At 60.9% G+C, this 18693-nt stretch carries 15 protein-coding genes; 11 read left to right on the top strand and 4 right to left on the bottom strand.

Annotated features, from left to right (window positions below):
• The 8 genes from CLM71_RS11475 (at position 1) to CLM71_RS11510 (ending at position 8578) form a co-directional block, all read left to right on the top strand.
• On the top strand, positions 1 to 3141 hold the full coding sequence (locus CLM71_RS11475; RefSeq protein WP_105231112.1) for an efflux RND transporter permease subunit: 3141 nt from the start codon (positions 1 to 3) through the stop codon (positions 3139 to 3141).
• On the top strand, positions 3128 to 4549 hold the full coding sequence (locus tag CLM71_RS11480) for an efflux transporter outer membrane subunit (RefSeq protein ID WP_105231113.1): 1422 nt from the start codon (positions 3128 to 3130) through the stop codon (positions 4547 to 4549). The genes CLM71_RS11475 and CLM71_RS11480 overlap by 14 nt, the downstream gene beginning before the upstream one ends.
• 103 nt (positions 4550 to 4652) lie before the next feature.
• A complete protein-coding gene (locus CLM71_RS11485; protein WP_105231114.1) occupies positions 4653 to 5006 on the top strand; it encodes a DUF1428 domain-containing protein in 354 nt (117 codons plus the stop codon).
• Between the two features lie 11 nt (positions 5007 to 5017).
• Positions 5018 to 5494: a VOC family protein gene (locus CLM71_RS11490; protein ID WP_105231115.1), complete on the top strand. Its 477-nt coding sequence runs from the start codon at positions 5018 to 5020 to the stop codon at positions 5492 to 5494.
• Between the two features lie 107 nt (positions 5495 to 5601).
• Positions 5602 to 6930, top strand: a complete 1329-nt coding sequence (locus tag CLM71_RS11495; protein WP_105231116.1) for a D-serine ammonia-lyase — start codon at positions 5602 to 5604, stop codon at positions 6928 to 6930.
• A 93-nt stretch (positions 6931 to 7023) separates the two neighbouring features.
• Entirely contained in the window at positions 7024 to 7629 is a 606-nt protein-coding gene (locus CLM71_RS11500; RefSeq protein ID WP_105231117.1) for a nitroreductase family protein, read from the top strand.
• A gap of 237 nt (positions 7630 to 7866) precedes the next feature.
• Positions 7867 to 8262, top strand: coding sequence for a hypothetical protein (locus CLM71_RS11505; protein ID WP_158684809.1), 396 nt, complete (start codon positions 7867 to 7869; stop codon positions 8260 to 8262).
• Between the two features lie 100 nt (positions 8263 to 8362).
• A complete protein-coding gene (locus CLM71_RS11510) occupies positions 8363 to 8578 on the top strand; it encodes a hypothetical protein (RefSeq protein WP_105231119.1) in 216 nt (71 codons plus the stop codon).
• A 69-nt stretch (positions 8579 to 8647) separates the two neighbouring features.
• On the opposite strand, the gene CLM71_RS11515 is transcribed toward CLM71_RS11510, so the two are convergent.
• The 4 genes from CLM71_RS11515 to CLM71_RS11530 form a co-directional block, all read right to left on the bottom strand.
• The gene (locus CLM71_RS11515; protein ID WP_105231120.1) at positions 8648 to 10801 is read right to left on the bottom strand and encodes a virulence factor SrfC family protein; all 2154 of its coding nucleotides are present in this window, start codon (positions 10799 to 10801) and stop codon (positions 8648 to 8650) included.
• Entirely contained in the window at positions 10798 to 13701 is a 2904-nt protein-coding gene (locus CLM71_RS11520; protein ID WP_105233340.1) for a virulence factor SrfB, read from the bottom strand. The genes CLM71_RS11515 and CLM71_RS11520 overlap by 4 nt, the downstream gene beginning before the upstream one ends.
• Positions 13701 to 14909: an SrfA family protein gene (locus CLM71_RS11525; RefSeq protein ID WP_105231121.1), complete on the bottom strand. Its 1209-nt coding sequence runs from the start codon at positions 14907 to 14909 to the stop codon at positions 13701 to 13703. Before CLM71_RS11525 ends, CLM71_RS11520 begins: the two co-directional genes overlap by 1 nt.
• A gap of 111 nt (positions 14910 to 15020) precedes the next feature.
• Positions 15021 to 15959 (bottom strand): LysR substrate-binding domain-containing protein, encoded by a 939-nt coding sequence (locus tag CLM71_RS11530; protein ID WP_370446993.1) that lies wholly within the window; start codon positions 15957 to 15959, stop codon positions 15021 to 15023.
• Between the two features lie 85 nt (positions 15960 to 16044).
• Here CLM71_RS11530 and CLM71_RS11535 point away from each other — a divergent pair, with 85 nt between their 5' ends.
• From CLM71_RS11535 to CLM71_RS11545, 3 genes are all read left to right on the top strand, one after another.
• Positions 16045 to 16989 (top strand): MBL fold metallo-hydrolase, encoded by a 945-nt coding sequence (locus tag CLM71_RS11535; RefSeq protein WP_105231123.1) that lies wholly within the window; start codon positions 16045 to 16047, stop codon positions 16987 to 16989.
• A gap of 459 nt (positions 16990 to 17448) precedes the next feature.
• Entirely contained in the window at positions 17449 to 17901 is a 453-nt protein-coding gene (gene acpS / locus CLM71_RS11540) for a holo-ACP synthase (protein WP_232251545.1), read from the top strand.
• Positions 17902 to 17924: 23 nt separating this feature from the next.
• Positions 17925 to 18680 carry an SDR family NAD(P)-dependent oxidoreductase gene (locus tag CLM71_RS11545; protein ID WP_105231124.1) on the top strand — a complete coding sequence of 252 codons (756 nt, stop codon included), beginning with the start codon at positions 17925 to 17927 and terminating at the stop codon, positions 18678 to 18680.
• Positions 18681 to 18693 lie beyond the last annotated feature (13 nt).

Genomic DNA, 18693 nt, shown 5'->3' on the forward strand with positions numbered 1-18693 from the left:
ATGTTTGCGAAATTCTTTATCCGCCGCCCGGTCTTTGCCTGGGTGATCGCCATTATCATTATGCTGTGCGGCCTGATGTCGATCCGCTCGCTGCCGATTTCACAATACCCGGACGTAGCGCCGCCGTCGGTGGCCATTTCCGCCACCTATCCGGGCGCCTCGGCGGAAACGCTGGAAAACAGCGTGACGCAGGTGATTGAGCAGCAGCTGACCGGCCTCGACGGTCTGCTCTATTTTTCTTCTTCCAGCAGTTCCGACGGCTCGGTCTCCATCAATGTCACCTTCGATCAGGGCACCGACCCGGATATCGCCCAGGTGCAGGTGCAAAACAAGGTGCAGCAGGCGGAGAGCCGCCTGCCGAGCGAAGTGACGGCGCAGGGCATTACGGTGACCAAAAAGCAGAGCGACTTTCTGCTGATAATGTCACTGTACGATGACACCGACCGCCGCAGCGCCAACGATATCTCCGACTATCTGGTCAGCAATATGCAGGACACGCTGGCGCGGGTGCAGGGCGTGGGCGACGTGCGGGTGTTCGGCGCGCAGCATGCCATGCGCATCTGGCTCAATCCGACCAAACTGGCGTCCTACTCGCTGATGCCGTCAGACGTGACCAGCGCTATCGAAGCGCAGAATACCCAGGTGTCGTCGGGCAAACTCGGCGCGCTGCCGTCGGGCGGCGATCAGCAACTGACCGCCACGGTAATGTCGCGTTCGCGGCTGCAGACTGCGGAGCAGTTCCGCCAGATTATCGTCAAAAGTGCCGGCAGCGGCGCGCTGGTGCGCCTGGGCGATGTGGCGCGGGTGGAGATGGGGGCGGAAGATTACAGCGCTCATTCACAGGTCAACGGCCACCCGGGGGCGGGGATTGCGGTGATGCTGGCGCCGGGTGCCAATGCGCTGTCAACGGCTCAGGCGGTGAAAGCCGCCATCGCCGACTTCCAGCGCGGCATGCCGCAGGGCTATAAGGTGGCCTATCCGCTGGACAGCACCGACTTTATTCATATCTCGATCGAAGAGGTGGTGAAAACCCTGCTGGAAGCGATGGTGCTGGTCGTGGCGGTGATGTTTGTATTCCTGCAGAACCTGCGCACCACGCTGATCCCGGCGATCGCCGTGCCGGTGGTGCTGCTTGGCACCTTCGGCGTGCTGGCGGCATGCGGCTACTCGATCAATACGCTGACGCTGTTCGGCATGGTGCTGTCTATCGGCCTGTTGGTGGACGACGCCATCGTGGTGGTGGAAAACGTGGAGCGCGTGATGCGCGAACAGCGGCTGCCGCCGCTCCAGGCGACGGAAAAGTCGATGGGGGAGATTACCGGCGCGTTGGTCGGTATTGCGCTGGTGCTGTCGGCGGTATTCCTGCCGATGGCGTTCTTCGGCGGTTCCACCGGAGTGATCTACCGCCAGTTCTCGATCACCATCGTCTCTTCCATGGTGCTGTCGGTGGTGGTGGCGCTGACGCTGACCCCGGCGCTGTGCGCCACGTTGCTGAAGCCATTAGATGAACAACACGGCACCCGCGGGCTGTTTGGCCGCTTCAACCGCGGTTACCAGCGGCTGCAGACGCGTTATCAGCGGCGTATCGGCCGGGTGATTCACGGTCCGGCGCGCTATTTGCTGTTGTATACGCTGGTGCTGGCGGGCTGCGCGCTGGTGTTTTTCCGCCTGCCGACCGGTTTTTTACCGACGGAAGATCAGGGGTATGTGATGGTGCAGTTCACCCTGCCGGCCGGCGCGACGGACGCGCGAACGGCGGTCATCAGCAATAAAATCAAGGACTACTTCCTGACCAAAGAGAAAGACAACGTCAACGTAGTGTTCACCGTATCCGGCTTCAGCCTGAGCGGCAGCGGGCAGAATGCCGGCATGGGCTTCGTCTCGCTGAAGAACTGGAGCGAGCGGCCGGGCAGCGAGAACAGCGCCGATGCGATTGCCAAACGGGCGATGGCTTATTTCTCCCGCGAGCGCGACGCGCAGATCTTCTCGCTGACGCCGCCGTCGGTGCCTGGTTTGGGCCAGTCGAACGGCTTTACCTTTGAGCTGCAGGCGCGCGCCGGCACTACGCGGGCGCAACTGCTGGCGATGCGTAACCAACTGTTGCAGCAGGCCGGTGAGAATACGGCGCTGTCGGCGGTGCGCGCCAACACGCTGCCGGATATGCCGCAGCTGCAGGTGGACGTCGACGATGCCAAAGCCGGCGCGCTGGGGCTGAGCACCAGCGATATCAACAGCACGCTCAGCAGCGCGCTGGGCGGCAGTTACGTCAATGATTTTATCGACGGCGGCCGGGTGAAAAAGGTCTATCTGCAGGGCGATGCGCCATTCCGCAGCAAGCCGGAGGATATTGATAAATGGTTTGTGCGCGGCAGCGACGACAGCATGACGCCGTTTTCAGCCTTTGCCCGCAGCCGCTGGATCAACGGGCCGGAGAACCTGTCGCGTTACAACGGCCTGGCGGCGTATGAGATTCAGGGTCAGGGCGCATCCGGCGTCAGTTCCGGCACGGCGATGGCGGAAATGGCCAAACTGGCGCAGCAACTGCCTGCCGGCACCACCTATGCCTGGAGCGGCCTGTCCTATCAGGAGCAACTGACCAGCGGGCAGGCCTCGGCGCTGTATGCCATTTCGATTCTGGTGGTGTTCCTGTGTCTGGCTGCGCTGTATGAAAGCTGGTCGGTACCGTTTTCGGTGATGATGGTGCTGCCGCTGGGCGTTATTGGCTCGCTGCTGGCGATCGGCCTGCGCGGTCTGGAGAACGATGTTTACTTCCAGGTAGCGTTGTTGACGGTGATCGGTCTGTCGGCGAAGAACGCCATTCTGATCGTCGAGTTCGCCGAAGACGCTTACCGGCGCGGGGCCACGCTGACGGCGGCGGCGGTGGAGGCCGCGGCGCTGCGGCTGCGGCCGATCCTGATGACCTCACTGGCCTTTGGCGCCGGCATCCTGCCGCTGGCGTTGTCCAGCGGCGCCGGCGCCAACAGCCGGATCGCCATCGGCACCGGTATCCTCGGCGGTACGCTGACCGCGACCGTACTGGCCATTTTCTTTGTTCCTCTGTTCTTCGTTCTGGTGCGCCGCGTGTTTTCCGGCAAACCGCAGGGACTGACCGATAAGGGCGCTTCACATGATGCAGAATAAACGGTGGCAACGCCTGGCCGTGTTTTCCCTGCCTTGGCTACTGGCCGGCTGCCTTTCCCTTGATCCTGACTATCAGCGGCCGGCGCTGCCGGTCACGCTCGGCGACAGCACCGCGGCTGACCACACGGACGGCTATCCACAGCTGGCGTGGCGTGACTATATCACCGACGCCCGGCTGCGGCAGGTGGTGGCGCTGAGCCTGGATGCCAACCGCGATCTGCGCGAAGCGATCGCCAATATCGCCGCCGCCCGCGCGCTGTATGCCGAAAGCCGCGCCTCGCTGCTGCCGACCCTCGACGCCGGCCTTGACGGCAGCCGCTCGCGGGCGCTGACCGGCAGCGGCAATGCCACCACCATCAGTCAGAGCTATCAGGCGGAGGCCAGCACCAGCGCCTTTGAACTGGATCTGTTCGGCAAGAACCGCAGCCAGACGCGCGCCCAGTATGAGAATTACCTGAGCAGCGCCGAAGCGGCGCGCAGCACGCGCTTAACGGTGATTGCCACCGTGGTGGAGGCCTGGATCGCGCTGGCGGCCGACCGCAGTAATCTGGCGGCGGCGCAGGATACCGCGGCCAGCGCGCAGCGCTCGTTGACGGTAACGCGCAACAACCAGCGGCACGGTATTGTCTCTCTGGTAGACGTCGCCTCGGCGGAAACGGTTTATCAGGCGGCGCGCGCCGACGTGGCCGAATACGCCACCCTGGTGGAGCAGGATAACAATGCGCTGGTGCTGGCGGTCGGCCAGCCGGTGGCGGCCAACCTGTTGCCGGACGGCATCGACGCGCTGGCCGACAGCATGAAGGAACTGTCGGCGGGCGTCTCTTCGCAGGTATTGCTGAACCGGCCGGACGTGCTGGCGGCGGAACATACGCTGAAGGCGGCCAATGCGGATATCGGCGCGGCGCGGGCGGCGTTTTTCCCCACCATTTCGCTGACCGCCAGCGGCGGCGTCGGCAGCGCGTCGCTGTCATCGCTGTTCAGCCGGGGGGCCGGCATCTGGTCGTTCGCGCCGAGCATCAGCCTGCCGATTTTCAGCGGCGGCTACAACTCGGCGGCGCTGGACTACGCCAACGCCCAGCAGCGGGCCGATGTCGCCAGCTATGAAAAAACGGTGCAGACCGCCTTTCAGGAGGTGTCGGACGCGCTGGCGCGCCGCGCGACGCTCCATCAGCAACTGAGCGCGCAGCGCGGCAACGTCGCGGCGGCACAGCAGTATGCGCATCTGGCGGAGCTGCGTTACCGCCACGGCGTTGACAGCTATCTGAACCTGTTGACGGCGCAGCGTACGCTGTACAGCGCGCGTCAGTCGCTGATCTCCGTGCAGCAGACCCATTACCAAAATCTGATCACGCTGTATAAGGTGATGGGCGGCGGTAGCGCACGGCCGGCGACGGATAAAACTGATTAACCTGCGTGACTATCTTGTTCAGCGACTAAAATGGTAGGGGGCGCCGGCTTTTCGTCGGCGCCATCGACAACCTGACTGTCTGATAAGACAGAGGAGCCTGAGCATGACATATGTAGACGGTTTTGTGGTGGCGGTGCCCGCCGCCAATCAGGAGGCGTATCGTGCGCTCGCGGCGAAAGCCGCGCCGCTGTTTAAGGAGTTTGGCGCCACGCGCGTGGTGGAGTGCTGGGGGGACGACGTGCCCGACGGCAAACTCACCGATTTTCGCGGCGCGGTAAAGGCCACGGCTGATGAGGTGGTGGTGTTCAGCTGGATTGAGTACCCGTCCAAACAGGTGCGCGACGAGGCAAACGGCAGGATGCGCAGCGATCCGCGGATGCAGGAGTTTGGTAATGAGATGCCTTTTGACGGCGCGCGGATGATTTTTGGCGGTTTCTCCACGCTGCTCGACGAGTAAAGGGGGGCGCTATGGCCATCATCAGGCAGCAACTGTGGTTTGCGCAAGAGATGGAAGAAGCGCTGACCTGTTATATCGCGCTGTTTCCCGGCTCGAGGCTGGAATGGCATACAACGCTGCCCGCAGAGTCGCCGTCCGGCCCGGCGGGCAGCGTCAAAATGGCCGGTTTTATCCTTGGCGATCAGCGTTATCTGGCCTTTGAGGCGCAGCCGATCGATCCCTTTACCCACCGCTTTGCGATTGCCGCCGAATGTGACGATCAGGCGGAAATTGATCGGCTGTGGACGGCGCTCAGCGAAGGCGGCAAGACCGAACCCTGCGGCTGGCTGCAGGACCGCTGGGGCATCAGCTGGCAGGTGGTGCCGAAACGGCTGGGCGAGCTGATCCGGGGTGACGATCGCGCCAGGGCGCAGCGCGTAGCCGAAGCGATGCTGAAAATGGGTAAAATTGATATCGCCGCGCTGGAGGCGGCGGCCAATAAAGCGTAAGCGACGTTTTCCCTCTCCGCAACGGGGAGGGAAAATGCAGGAAAAAGATACCGTTATCACAGATATTGCGTCATGCTGCTGTTATTCCCCCGCAAGGAGCCGCCGTTATGCATCAACAACAACTGAATGCCCTGATAAACGATTATCCGCTGGTCGCCAGACTGCAGGCCCTTGAGCCGCTCACCTGGTTTAATCCGCGCGCCACCACGCTGGAACAGGGGCTGCCGTTCGTCGGTCTGGGGCGGGAGGAGGTGGCGCAGGCGGAGCAGCGACTGACGCGTTTTGCATCTTATCTGAGCGCCGCCTTTCCGGAAACCCGCGCGGCGGGCGGCATCATCGAATCGGAACTGGTGGCGATCGACGCGATGCGCCAGGCGCTGAACGGCCGCTATGAGCGTGCGCTGACGGGACGGCTATGGCTGAAAAAAGACAGTCATTTACCCATCTCCGGCTCGATCAAAGCGCGCGGCGGCATTTATGAAGTGCTGACCCATGCGGAGAAACTGGCGACGGACGCCGGGCTGCTGCAGCCGGAGGATGATTATACGTGCCTGTTCTCCGACGATTTTCGCGCGTTCTTCAGCCGGTACCGCATCGCCGTGGGGTCGACCGGCAATCTGGGACTGTCGATCGGTATTATCAGCGCCAAACTGGGTTTTAACGTCAGCGTGCATATGTCCGCCGACGCCCGCGACTGGAAAAAGCAGAAACTGCGGGAAAACGGGGTGAACGTCATCGAATATGCGGAAGATTATGGCGTAGCGGTGGCGCAGGGGCGTCAGCAGGCGGCGGCGGATCCGCACTGTTTCTTTATTGACGATGAAAACTCAAAAACGCTGTTTCTCGGCTACGCGGTGGCCGGTGGCCGGCTGAAACAGCAGTGTGAACGGCAGGGAATTGTCGTGGATGAACAGCACCCGCTGTTTGTCTATCTGCCGTGCGGCGTGGGCGGTGGCCCCGGCGGCGTTGCGTTCGGCCTGAAGCTGGCCTTTGGCGACCACGTCCACTGCCTGTTTGCCGAGCCGACCCATTCCCCCTGCATGTTATTGGGCGTGCATACCGGCCTGCACGACGCGATTGCGGTGCAGGATATCGGCATCGATAACCTGACGGCGGCGGACGGCCTGGCGGTGGGACGGCCATCCGGCTTTGTCGGCCGGGCGATGGAGCGCCTGCTGGACGGCTTTTATACCCTGAGCGATGAAGAGATGTATCAGCTGCTGACGTTGTTGGATCGCCATGAGCAAATCCGGCTGGAGCCTTCGGCGCTGGCCGGCATGCCGGGGCCGTGGAGAGTGGTTGCTAACCCGCAGTGGCTGATGCAGCAAGGCCTGAGCGAACGGCAGATGGCAAATGCCAGCCACGTGGTGTGGGCCACCGGCGGCGGCATGGTACCGGAGGACGAAATGGCCGCCTACCTGCGGCAGGGAATATGACAAAACGTGCGCGTCTGCGTGCGCAGGCTGGACATCCGGCTAAATATTCTGAGAATAATGGCGACGCTAAATGTTAATTCTATGAGGTAACGGATGAATACGCTTGACGCGATTACACAACGACGGGCTACCAAACAGTTCGACAGCCAGCATGTCATGACGCTGGATGAGAAAAAAGCGCTGCTGGATATCGCGCTGCAGAATGCGCCGAGCGCATTTAACCTGCAACACTGGCGTCCGCTGCTGATAGAGGATGCCGCCCAGCGTGCGGCGATCCGCGAAGCGGCCTGGGATCAGGCGCAGGTGACCGATGCTTCCATGCTGGTGCTGCTGTGCGGCGACCTGTCCAGCTGGGAATCACAGGTGAAAAACATCTGGCACGAGGCGGCAGAACCGGTACAGCAGTTTATCTATCCGGCGATTGACCAGTATTACCGCGATAAACCGCAGGTGCAGCGCGATGAAATCATGCGCAGCAGCGGTATTTTCGCCCAGACGCTGATGCTGGCCGCCAAAGCGCAGGGCTATGACTCCTGTCCGATGGATGGCTTCGACTTTGACGCGGTCGGCAAGATCGTCAACAAACCGGACCATTACCAGATCGCCCTGATAGTGGCGATCGGCAAAGGCGTCAGCCAGCCTTATCCGCGCATCGGCAAACTGCCTCTCGAGCAGATTGTCAGCGTCGATCGTTACTGATCGTCTCCGGTATGGGGCTACGGCCCCATACCAATGCAAAGACCAATGATTGGTCTTTTTACTTTTAAAATATAAGGGACTAGGAGTAAATGGATTACTCTGATATAGCAGAACGGATAGCTAAGGTGGTAGTGTCACCGGAAACCATTACCGGGTTAACGCGTGGCGCTATGTCGGTGCCCATCGATCTAGGGGTATTTGGCGCTGAGTGTTTTCGATACCGGTAATCGTTGGCGTATGCAGACAGAACGAATCCGTCTCATCACAGCCATACGTTCAGGCATGCTTAACCATCACCAAATAATGCGAGCAATCGGTATCATTATTGATGTTTTTGTGAGTTATATTCCTAAAGATATGCAAGATCGCGTTTACCGAGGGATGGCTTCACCGGTTGCAGGAAGAGTGCTTACAACGGGTATCATTGCCGCTACTATCGCCAATCGAGTGATCGCAGCAGGTAGTGCTGCGTTTTTATCTAAAACCGTAGCGGGTTCAGTGGGCTTCATATTGACGACCGGCGGGCTTATTGAGCACTGCATATATAAATCTTTCGAGTTAGAACGCAAGAATGTGCAGGTGTACTACAAATTAAGGCAGGCCGGTAACCTGGACTTCCTTACTTCTTACTGAAACCGTATCTGGAACCTTTCATTAATGCACTGAGTGTTCGTAGCCGATACGGCGAAGGGGAGTTTATGAAGATACTTCAGATTCTGGAACATAAAGCGCAATGAAAAACGCTGGAATTTTCAAACGAGGCATTGGTTTTTTCCGGGATGTGCTGTTTCAACTGATGCTTTTCTTCATGTTGGCGCTATGCGTCTATTTTTTCTTTCACTTTGAAACGGTGACTGCGCGTCTGACATCCATCACCGCGACGGTGGTGGCGTTTTACCTTATCCATAAGGGGATAGATTTTATCTCCAGAAAGATGAAAGGATGTTGACCTGATAACGGTGACTCCGGGCCGCTATTCACGCGGTACAGCCAAGGCCCGTACGTCACAGTCTGTAAATTATTCCCCCGCCAATTTGCCATCATCCAGCGCCGCCACGATCTGCGCCAAACGCCGCTGCTGCCGTGCCGACAGGCCGGCCGCTGCGCGATGGCCGACGTTGTCTGCCGCCAGCGTATTTAATCCCACCAGCCAGTCATAAATATAGAAGGCGGCGTTATTGACCGGTGCGGCCGCCAGCCGGGTCAGACGCGGCGGCGTCAGATCGCCGGACGGCGCGTGCGGAGAGGTAAAGATCGGCTGCCCCTGCTGGATGCGGCTGGTTGGCCGTCGTTGCGGCAAGCAGTGCTGGAAGCCCAGCCAGGCGACAAAATCGCCGAGTACGCCGAGCGCCAGTGAGGTTTGACGCTGGGCATTGCCGCTGTCGGTCATCAGCGCGTCGCGCAGCTGACGGTCAATGCCCAGCCGCCAGGCGGCGTTAATCAGCGTATCGGCCAGCAGGCTAAGACAGCGGCTGTCGATATCCAGTTGCTGCTTCAGCGCGCGGTTATCCGCCAGACGGCGCAGATGTTCCAGCCACAGGCGGAATGCAGCGTCGGCAAAACGCGATGTCGGCGGGGAAATATCGCTGCCGTCCGCAACCGGCGCCAGCAGATCCAGCTCGATGCCGATACCCAACGGCTCACCGCCGGTAAGCGGCGCCGGCTGTTGATAGAGATGCAGCAGCGCTTCCTGCGGCGGTAGCAGCTGTTGCAGCAACTCGCCGTGCACCCCGGTGCGGGCCTGCAGCGTCTGCAGCAGACGCCGGGCGACCTGCTGCTGTTGCGGCCGTTCATCACCATCCGCCGCCGGCAGCCAGTCGCCCAGCACCGCTTCCGTCAGAACGGTGTGCAGCGTCAGCAGCCGTTTGGTCAGCCGCCGCTGACGGATGCGGTTATCGACCGCCGTCGTCAGATAGGCCAGCAGGCGCCGGTGATCGTGTTCATCCTGCGCCAGCAACGTCCCCCAGTGTACGCCCGGTTCGCCGATATGGCGCTGCACGGCGGCTTCATAATCCTGCGCCGCAGCGCTGCGCGGGGTCAGCAACCAGATCAGGTCCGGTTTGCCTGCCTCATCCGGGGCCGGCAGTCCGCCTTGTTGCCAATGGCTGAGCGCTTTGGCGGCCGGCAATACTGTCTGTCGATCGGTCGCCGCGCCGCTGACCAGCAGCAGCGTGGGTTGGCTGCGCTCGCTGCAGTAGTGCAACAGCCAGCGGCGTTTGGCAGACAGCAGAGAGGATGTTAGCGCCTGCTCACATCCTGTCGAAACGCCGGGGATATCCTGCAGAACGACGGGATGACCAAAGATGCCGTCGCCTGACGGCGTGGTGAGCGTCAGTTCGGCCGTCAGCAGCGCCAGTTCCGCCTGTGAACAGCGCTGCGGCGTCTGCGCCTCAGTCAGCGGCAGCAGCACGGTATGGCGGTCGCCTTCGCCGTTGAGCCAGGCCGCTGCTGAACCGTCGATCACCGCGCTCAGCGTGTCGATATCTTCCGTCAGCGTGAACTGGCGGCTGCCGAGCTCCCGCAGCCGGTGCGCCAGCTGACGATACAGGGCGGTGAACGCTGGCCGCTCTCCCCACAGCGGAGCAAACAGCGTTGCGCGCTGATCGATATTCAGGCCGGGCGCCAGCGCTAGCGCCGCCGGCCAGAACGGATCGTCGGCGAGCTGCGGATGGTAGTGGCTCAGCGTCTCCCACAGCGTCAGCAGCCGATCTTCGTCAACGCCCTCTGCCGGTATCGCGTGGGGCTGACGGCGCAGGGCGGATAAACCTGTCGCCAGCTGCCGGCGATCCGGCGGCTGCGCGCCGGCGGCGAAAAACAGCAGCCCAACGAGGTCGCTTTCCTCCAGCAGCGTCAGGCGTGGTGTGGCCGGCTGAGGCGTCTGGTGATAGCGCACCGTCAGCGCCGGCTGCCCGACGGGGTGCGGGGTAACGCCCAACTGGCGTAGCAGTGCGGCCTTTGCCTGCCGCGCATTGCCGTAAATACCCAGGCTGAAACTCTCGTCAGCGGCAATGGTCAGCCGCCGTGCGTCGCGCCGACAGCGGCGCAGGCGCAGCGCCAGACTCTCCGCTTCCGCCGCCAGCCGCGCTGAATCATGGCGAGCGTCCTGCAGCCAGTCGAGCGCCCGTTGCGCAACGTCGTGCAGGCGTTGCGCCGGTAAAGAAATATCACTCATGATGGAAACACGCTCCCGCTGTCGATCCAGTAATGGCTTGCCGCGCCGTCGCCGGCCGCCAGGGTATTTAATTTCAGCTGCAGGTGCGTCAGCGGCACCGCTTCGCCATCGTCCAGCGTGGCGTCGGCCAGTTCGAAGCGTTCACCGTCGGCAACCCGCAGCCGTATCTGCAGCACCGCGCTGCCGGCCAGCCGGCGCGCCAGTTGCGTATCGACAATATGCAGGCTGTACAGCGGCGAGGCGGGCCAGCGCGCATTGTCCAACTGACGGAAACCCAGGCGCAGCGGGCCGCGCAGGGTAAAGGCGCGGTTATCCAGCATGAAGTCGCGGCGATCCAGATCGATATCGCGATAGTAGACGTTATCGTCGCTCAGGCTCTGCCGGGCATCCAGCATGCCGAGATAGCGGATGGTGGAGTAAGGCCGGAAATCGCCGGCCTTGAAATAAAAACTGCCAAGGCGCAGGTCCAGCGCCAGTAAGCACAGCATAGCGCCGACCGCCGCGGTGGATTTCGGCGTGTCGATACGTCCGTGGCGGGCGAACGGATACCACTGACTGGCGTGATAGCCGTCCAGCGACAGCATGCGGCCCGCCGGCAGGGGCTGCAAATGGCGCAGCAGCGCCTGCACGCCCGGCAGGCGGCAGGGGCGGCCGGTCAGCAGCAGCACATCGCAGGCGTAATGGGCCACCACTTCGCTGAGTGCCTGCAGGCACGCTTTGATGCGGATCTGTCCGGATAGAAACGCCGCGTGCAGATCGCGCAGCGGCAGCAGCAGCGGGGTGTGCAGAATGTCGAAGGCCGGCGCATCGGCGCCAAGCTGGCGCTGCACCTCTGCGTTGATAAAGTGCAGTACGCCGTCGGTCGGCCGCTGCGGCAGCAATTCGCCGAAGGTGGCCGCCAGTTCGGCGCCGGCGTCCAGCGGATCGTACGTTTCGTAGGCCTGTAAAATCGCCTGGCCGAGCGGAATAAATAGCTGCAGCGCCGTTTGCTGCCGCCGCGTTGACAGGCCGTCGAGCCGTCCCTGATTGCCGAACAGCGTGTCCATCAGCGCGGCGGGGTGCGCCACGCCGGCCCGCTCCAGCGTCTGCCGCAGCGCAGGCAGCAGATAGCGTTGGATCACATCGAGCAGGATATCGTCTCCCGCCAGTTTAAAACCTTCGCGGAACAGCAGCTGCGGGATGATTTTTACGTTATGCCCCAGACCGTCGTCCAGCGAGAACTGGGTGACCGACAGATCGCTGGTGCCGCCGCCGATATCGATCGAGGCGATGCGCAGCGCCGTACCGCGCTGTGCGGCAGGGCGATCCGGGCGCGCCATGGCGGCAAAAAACGCCTTACTGTCGCCGGCAAAATTGACCTGCGTTTCGTTATACAGGTACACCATCTGGCCGCAGGTGGCTTCATCCCACTCCATCTGGATCTCAGGCTGCGGCGGCGCGTCGTGCGTCTGCCAGCCGAGCGCCGTCCAGACCAGACCGATGGCTTCGGCCATGCGGCGGCGAAACAGCTCGCGCTCCGGCTTTGGCATCGCGGCGGGCAGGGTAAGGATAATCTGCCGCAGCCGTCGCGGCGTGTTGCCGTGCGGCTGGGTCAGACGCTGGGCCACGCTGTTGATCTGCATCAGCGTCTGCGCCAGCAGCTCGCTCAGCATCAGCGTCATCAGCGCGCTGCGGCTGTACTGGGCGCTGAATACCGGCAGCTGCTGTGACGGTGCGAGGCCAGATAACGGCTGGCCTTCGTCGTTCAGTAATAACGACAGCGGTGCGGCGGCGGCCATTGGCTCCTGCGCCTGATTAAAGCGCCAGCCGTGGTCATAGGGGGCGTCGTCCCACAAATAGCGGCGCGGGCTGGAGAGGCCGGTGGCGCCCTCGGCGCCCTGACGCTGCGCCGCCAGCCGGCTGGCCTCATCGCCGACCCGCACCAGCGACGGCCAGCAGAATGCCCGCTCGCGACCGCTCTGAAAAGAGTAGTTCTCCGGCCCAAACTGTGTCTGAACAAACTCCACCCGGCTGGAGAACGGCGCCTGATGCAGTTGGTGCGGCTGGCTGAAATCCCGCAGCTGCAGCGCATAGGTCTGCTTCAGACCGTCACGCTCTTGCGCATGCTGCTCGACTAAAATGCCGCAGGTATGGGAGTTGCCGACGTCGAGGATCAAATCGACCGGAATCGGCGCCGTTTGTCCGCCGGCGGCGATCAGACGGATCGCCGGCAGCTGCAGCCGCTCTGCCAGCAGCGTCAGCAGGTTCAGATAATGCGCCTGATATTCGAACGCTTTCAGCGCGCCACGCAGCGCGTTTTCGCTGCGCTGCTCGCGCTCGGCGGCCTGCTGACGGAACACGTCCCGCAGCCAGCCGTCGACCCAGGTCTGATCGAGAAACTCGTCGAGATCGCGGCTGTGATGCGCCAGCGCAAACGCCAGACCGGCGTTGACGTCATTCGCATCCGGCGCCAGCGACGGGGTATCCGCCTCCCGCAACTGGGTATCAAACGTCAGGGTAATGCGCCACAGGCAGCCATCCTCGTCGGGCTGCGTCAACGGCGTAAAGCGCATCCGCGCCCAGTTTGCCGGGCCGTTGAGAAAACCGCCCGCCGGGCTGAAACGGAAGAAAGGCAACGGCAGCCACTGTTCTGCCAGCAGTGCCAGCGAACGTTCAAACGGCAGACGCAGCTCCGGTCGGACCGTTTCCGGCGGTGTGCTGTCGTCGTGGTTCAGCAAGTGCTTGCCTGACGTCGTATCGAAGCGCAGCCGCAGCAGCGGGCCGTTGGCGGTTTTACGCACATAGGCGCCGGGCAGCGTTGGTGCAGCATTCTCCGGCGGCAGACCAAAGTCCAGAAACTGTACGCCGCTGTTTTGCACCAGCGTGATCTGTGCGGGGTAATGGGGAAGGGTCGCCAGCATCATTTTTTCTCGCGCGTGATGGTCATGGGGTAAAGCGTGTCGGCGCCGTAGCGGCCGCTGCACGCGGCGGGGCGGTCCTCCTGCGGCTGGCAGACGATTTCCGGTATCTGATAGCGGGAGCCGTCGCTGCAGTGCGCCTTGGTGCGGCTGTTAATCACCAGGTTGCCGGACGGCATCAGTCCGGTTTCGACGTCAACCCGGCAGCGCACGTTATCCGCCTGGCGGATGCTGAGGCTGCCTTTACCGTTATGCAACCGGTACCGCAGGCTGGGCAGCCGACCGGTCAGCGGCGTTTTGACATCCGGCACGGCGCGCCATTCGCCGTTAAGAAAACGGGTGGAACCGGCTTTCACCGCTGCGGCGGGCATGATCAGGGCGTGGTTATCGCTCGGCGGCGCGGCAGGCTCCGGCGTAGGGGGCGCCGGCTGCAACGTCGCCTTTGCCAGTGGCAACGGCGGCATGGGCGTGATCGCAGGCGGTGCGGCCGGCGGCATCGGAAGAACCGGCGCGGTCCCGGCAACCGGCGCGGTCCCGGCAACCGGCGGCGCAGCGTCGTGAGACTGCCGCCATTGCCAGCCCAGCGCGGCCAGCGTCATGACCATGACGATAGCCGGCAGCAGCCAGCCTGGACGGCCGGCGCGCGGCGGCCGGACGTCATATTGCGGCGCGGAGGGCGCGCCGATCGCCGTTTCGGCAGCGATAACCGGCGCGGCGACCGGCGAGGTTTCCTCCGGCCGCAGGCAGGCAAACGGGTCACTGCCGCCGCCTTGTTCGGCATGGTCAAACCCCCAGAACGTCAGCACCGGTTTGCCGTCGACCAGATAAACCTGCTGCGCATCAGGGAAGCGCAGCAGATAACGCAACAGAGTACCGAAGCGCTGCTGCGCCGCCTGCGGCGCGGCAACGGCCTGGCGGCTGAGCGCCTCAACCTCGGTAAGGCAGGCGTCCAGCTGGGCCAGCGCCGCACGTCGTTCATTATCGTCGGCCTCCGTCCACGGGCGGATCTCACCGCTGAACGGCGCATACCAATCGATGCGATCTTGTCGGAGGTTTAATTGCGGGATAGCCAGACAGTCTGCGATTGCCGGTTGATTCTTGAGGCGCAGCGCCTCGCGGATTGACTGCGCCTGGGCGTAAATGGGTTGGCCATTTTCCCCCAGAGCGACCAGCTTATCCAGACTGCCGCTGCGTAAAAAAGGTTTCGTCACGCTCAGAAAGACCTTGTGTAAGACTTGCTACAACACCAACGGTCACTCTAATCCGCACGCAAAGAAAGCAAAGGGAGAAAAACAGGGCAAAATCGCCGTCTGTTTACGCCATCAGACGGCGCATTCTGTCTCTGCCAGCTGTGAGATCACCGCTTGACGCAGCCACTGCAGCGCCGGCTCGCGATCGCGACGGCGGTGCCACAGCATCGCTACCTCAAACGGGGCGATATCCAGCGGCGGCGGGCTGACGCACAGCCCGTAATGCTGCCGCCAGCCCGCCGCCAGCCCTGCAGGCACGGTGGCGAAGGCCGCGCTGCGCTGCAGCAGCAGAGGCAGCGAGGCAAAATGGGGCGTGGTGTAAACCACCCGGCGACGCTTTCCCAGCTCGGCCAACTGGCGATCGATCAGGCTGCTGTCAGCACCGAGGTAGGAAACCAGCAGGTGGTCGGCGCGGGTATAGGCATCCAGCGTCAGCGGCGTCGGCGGCTGCTGTTGCTGCGGGTGCCAGAAAGTTTGGTAGTCCATGGTGGTCAGCACCTGGCGCACCACCGCGTGCGGGGCGTCATTGGCGACGGAAATCGCCAGATCGATCTCGTCCCGCACCAGCAGCGCGGCGTCCTGAAACGGGTCGGTTGCCGTCACCTGCAGGCGGACGCCGGGGGCGTTGTGGCGCAAAAACTGATACAGCGGCGGGATCAGCCAGCTTTCCACCCAGTCGGTCACGCCCAGACGAAAGGTTTGCCGGGCGCGGGCAGGGGAAAACTCCGGCTGTTGAAACAGCACCTGCTGCATATTTTCCATCAGCGGCGTCAGTTCCGTCACCAACGATACGGCGCGGGGCGTCGGCTCCATGCCTTTGGCCGAACGGATAAACAGCGGATCGTTAAACATCTCGCGCAGGCGAGCCAGCGCGCCGCTGACCGCCGGCTGGCCAAGAAACAGTTTCTGCGCCGCGCGCGTCACGCTGCGTTCACGGTACAGCACCAGCAATACCGTCAGTAAATTCAGATCGATACGATTAAAATCATTTTCTCTGATGTTCACAATCAACCTAATCAATTTGAATGATGTTATTGGACAATACAATAATCTCTGCCAGCGTTAAAGACGACGTTAAATCTCATATGGGGAGTTTATGAAACGACATTTAGTGCTGGCCGCCGGCCTGCTGATGACCACCGCCGCGGTTCAGGCCGCCGATACGCAGCGGCAGGCGCCGGGATATTACCGGATGGCGCTGGGCAAACTGACCGTCACCGCGGTGTCTGATGGCACGGTGACCATCCCGCTCGATCAGCTGTTGGTGCCGATTGACAAGGAAACGCTGCAGCGCCGGATGGCGGAGGACGCGATGACGCCGCAGGCGGAAACCTCGCTCAATACCTTTGTGATTGACGACGGCAAACAGCGGGTACTGGTGGATACCGGCGCTGGCCAGCTGTTCGGCAACAATGGCGGCCATCTGCTGGAAAACCTGCGTGCGGCGGGCTACCCGGCCGACAGCATCAACGCGGTACTGCTGACGCACGTGCATGGCGACCACTCCGGCGGTGTGTCGCAGCAGGGCAAACCGACGTTCCCCAATGCGGATGTCTATGTTGATAAACGCGATCCGGATTTCTGGCTGAACGATGCCAACCAAAGCAAGGTGGAAGAGGGACAGCGCCACACCTTTAAAGAATCCGCCGATGCGCTCAATCCGCTGATCGCCGCGGGCAAACTGAAAACCTTCAGCGCGCCGGCGCGGCTGCCGCTGGGCATTCAGGCGCAGGCGGCCTACGGGCATACGCCGGGCAGCGTTACCTACCGCATAGAAAGCGAGGGGCAGACGCTGGTGCTGTGGGGCGATATTATCCACGCCAAAGCGGTGCAGATGCCGGAACCACAGGTGGCGATTCACTTTGACGTCGACCGGCGGCAGGCGATCGCCACGCGCGAACGCATCCTGGCGCAGGCGGCGAAAGAGGGCTTCTGGGTGGCCGCTGCGCATATCTCCTTCCCGGGGCTGGGACATGTGCAGCGTCAGGGCAACGGTTATCGCTGGGTGCCGGCCAACTATTCCACTCAACTGGCGAAATAATCGGTATCGCCGTCTAAAACAAGCAGGCCGCTCCATCCGGACATTAAGGCATGGAGCGAGCTTTACTGCATTTATCCGTTAAAATTAAACACAAGTCAGCTTTATTATTTGATATATTTTTATATCAATAATCAATCTTCAAGTGATTTCTTGGTTATTTTCAAAAAATACTCCTGCCTGGTTGGGATGATTTTAACGCGCAAGGATTATTCTTGCAGCGCAAGATATCGATTCACTATGTTACCGTGGTTTTTAAATTGGATTATTTTTATTTTTTCATATATTGATTTTGTTTTTTCTTTGTTTTTTAGGCTAAAACTCCAATTTGATATGCGCGGCTGTTTTTATTTAGCGCTTTGTTGATTGTTTGAAATAACATGCGCTAACATTCTTCATCAAACGCGGATGGGATTCCGCCGTACTTAATCAATAAAATTCGCACTCAGCCTCCGGGAATGGATGTCTCCATTCCAACCGTTAAATATTGCCCGCGTTCGCCGTGCAATATTTTTTTTGGATTGCATGACTAAGGATAAAGTCAGAGTGAATCTTGGTGTCGATATTATAGAAATAGATCGCGTCGCAATGGCAATAAAACGCAGCGGAGATAAATTATTGCTCCGCCTTTTAACCGATGATGAGCGGCGAGAACTGGGCGACATTACGCATAACTGCGAGCGCGTCGCCGGCTTTTGGGCGGCCAAGGAGGCTGCAGTGAAAGCGTTGGGAACCGGCTTTCGCCTCGGTATCGCCTTTCACGACATTGAAGTGCGCCATGATAAATTAGGCCGGCCTTTTTATTTTTTCTCGGGTGAATTTGCACGCCTGATGAAAGAACGTGGTCTGGCGCAATCTACGCTGAGTATTTCACATTGCCGGACGCATGCTATTGCGGCGGCGGCATTCAGTTGACTTGTTAATATAAAGGATTATTTATGTCGATATATCCTGATTTAAATGGGAAAAATGTGCTGATTACCGGCGCAAGCGGAGATATTGGTCTGGCTATATGCAAGAAATATCTTGACCAAGGCGCGACGGTTTATGCTGTTTATCACAATGATGCCAGCGGGCTGGAAAAATTAAAAAATAAACATCCGCAGGGGCAGGCGCTAAATATTCATCAGTGCAATGTTTCGGACGTTCAGTCCGTCGATGAACTGGTGAATACGCTCGATGCTGAGGCCGGCTCTATTCATGTACTAATTAACAATGCTGGGATTTATAAAGATAATTTATTCAGCGCGCTGAGCTTTGAGGAGTTCGACCAGGTGATCAAGGTCAACCTGTACGGCACCTTCAATATGACCAAGCAGTTTATGCGCTTATTGCGCCTCGCGCGTCAGGCGGCGATCGTCAATATTTCGTCGGTATCCGGCGTTACGTCCAGCTTCGGTCAGACCAACTACAGCGCGGCCAAGGCCGGCATCGTCGGCTTTACCCGCACGCTGGCCGCCGAGATGGCCGCCAAAGGGGTGCGCGTGAATGCGGTGGCGCCAGGGATGATCGAATCACGCATGGTAAAAAAAGTCCCGCGCCAGATTGTGCGCAACGTGATGTCCGCCATTCCACTCAAGCGTCTTGGTCATGTCGACGAGATCGCCAACGTGGTGGCTTTTTTGAGTTCGGACGCATCCAGCTACATCGTCGGTCAGACCCTGATCGTCGATGGCGGCCTGATTATGCGTTAACAGACAGGAAAGT

It is taken from the genome of Serratia sp. MYb239 (assembly GCF_002966855.1).
Taxonomy (GTDB): Bacteria; Pseudomonadota; Gammaproteobacteria; order Enterobacterales; family Enterobacteriaceae; genus Serratia_B; species Serratia_B rhizosphaerae.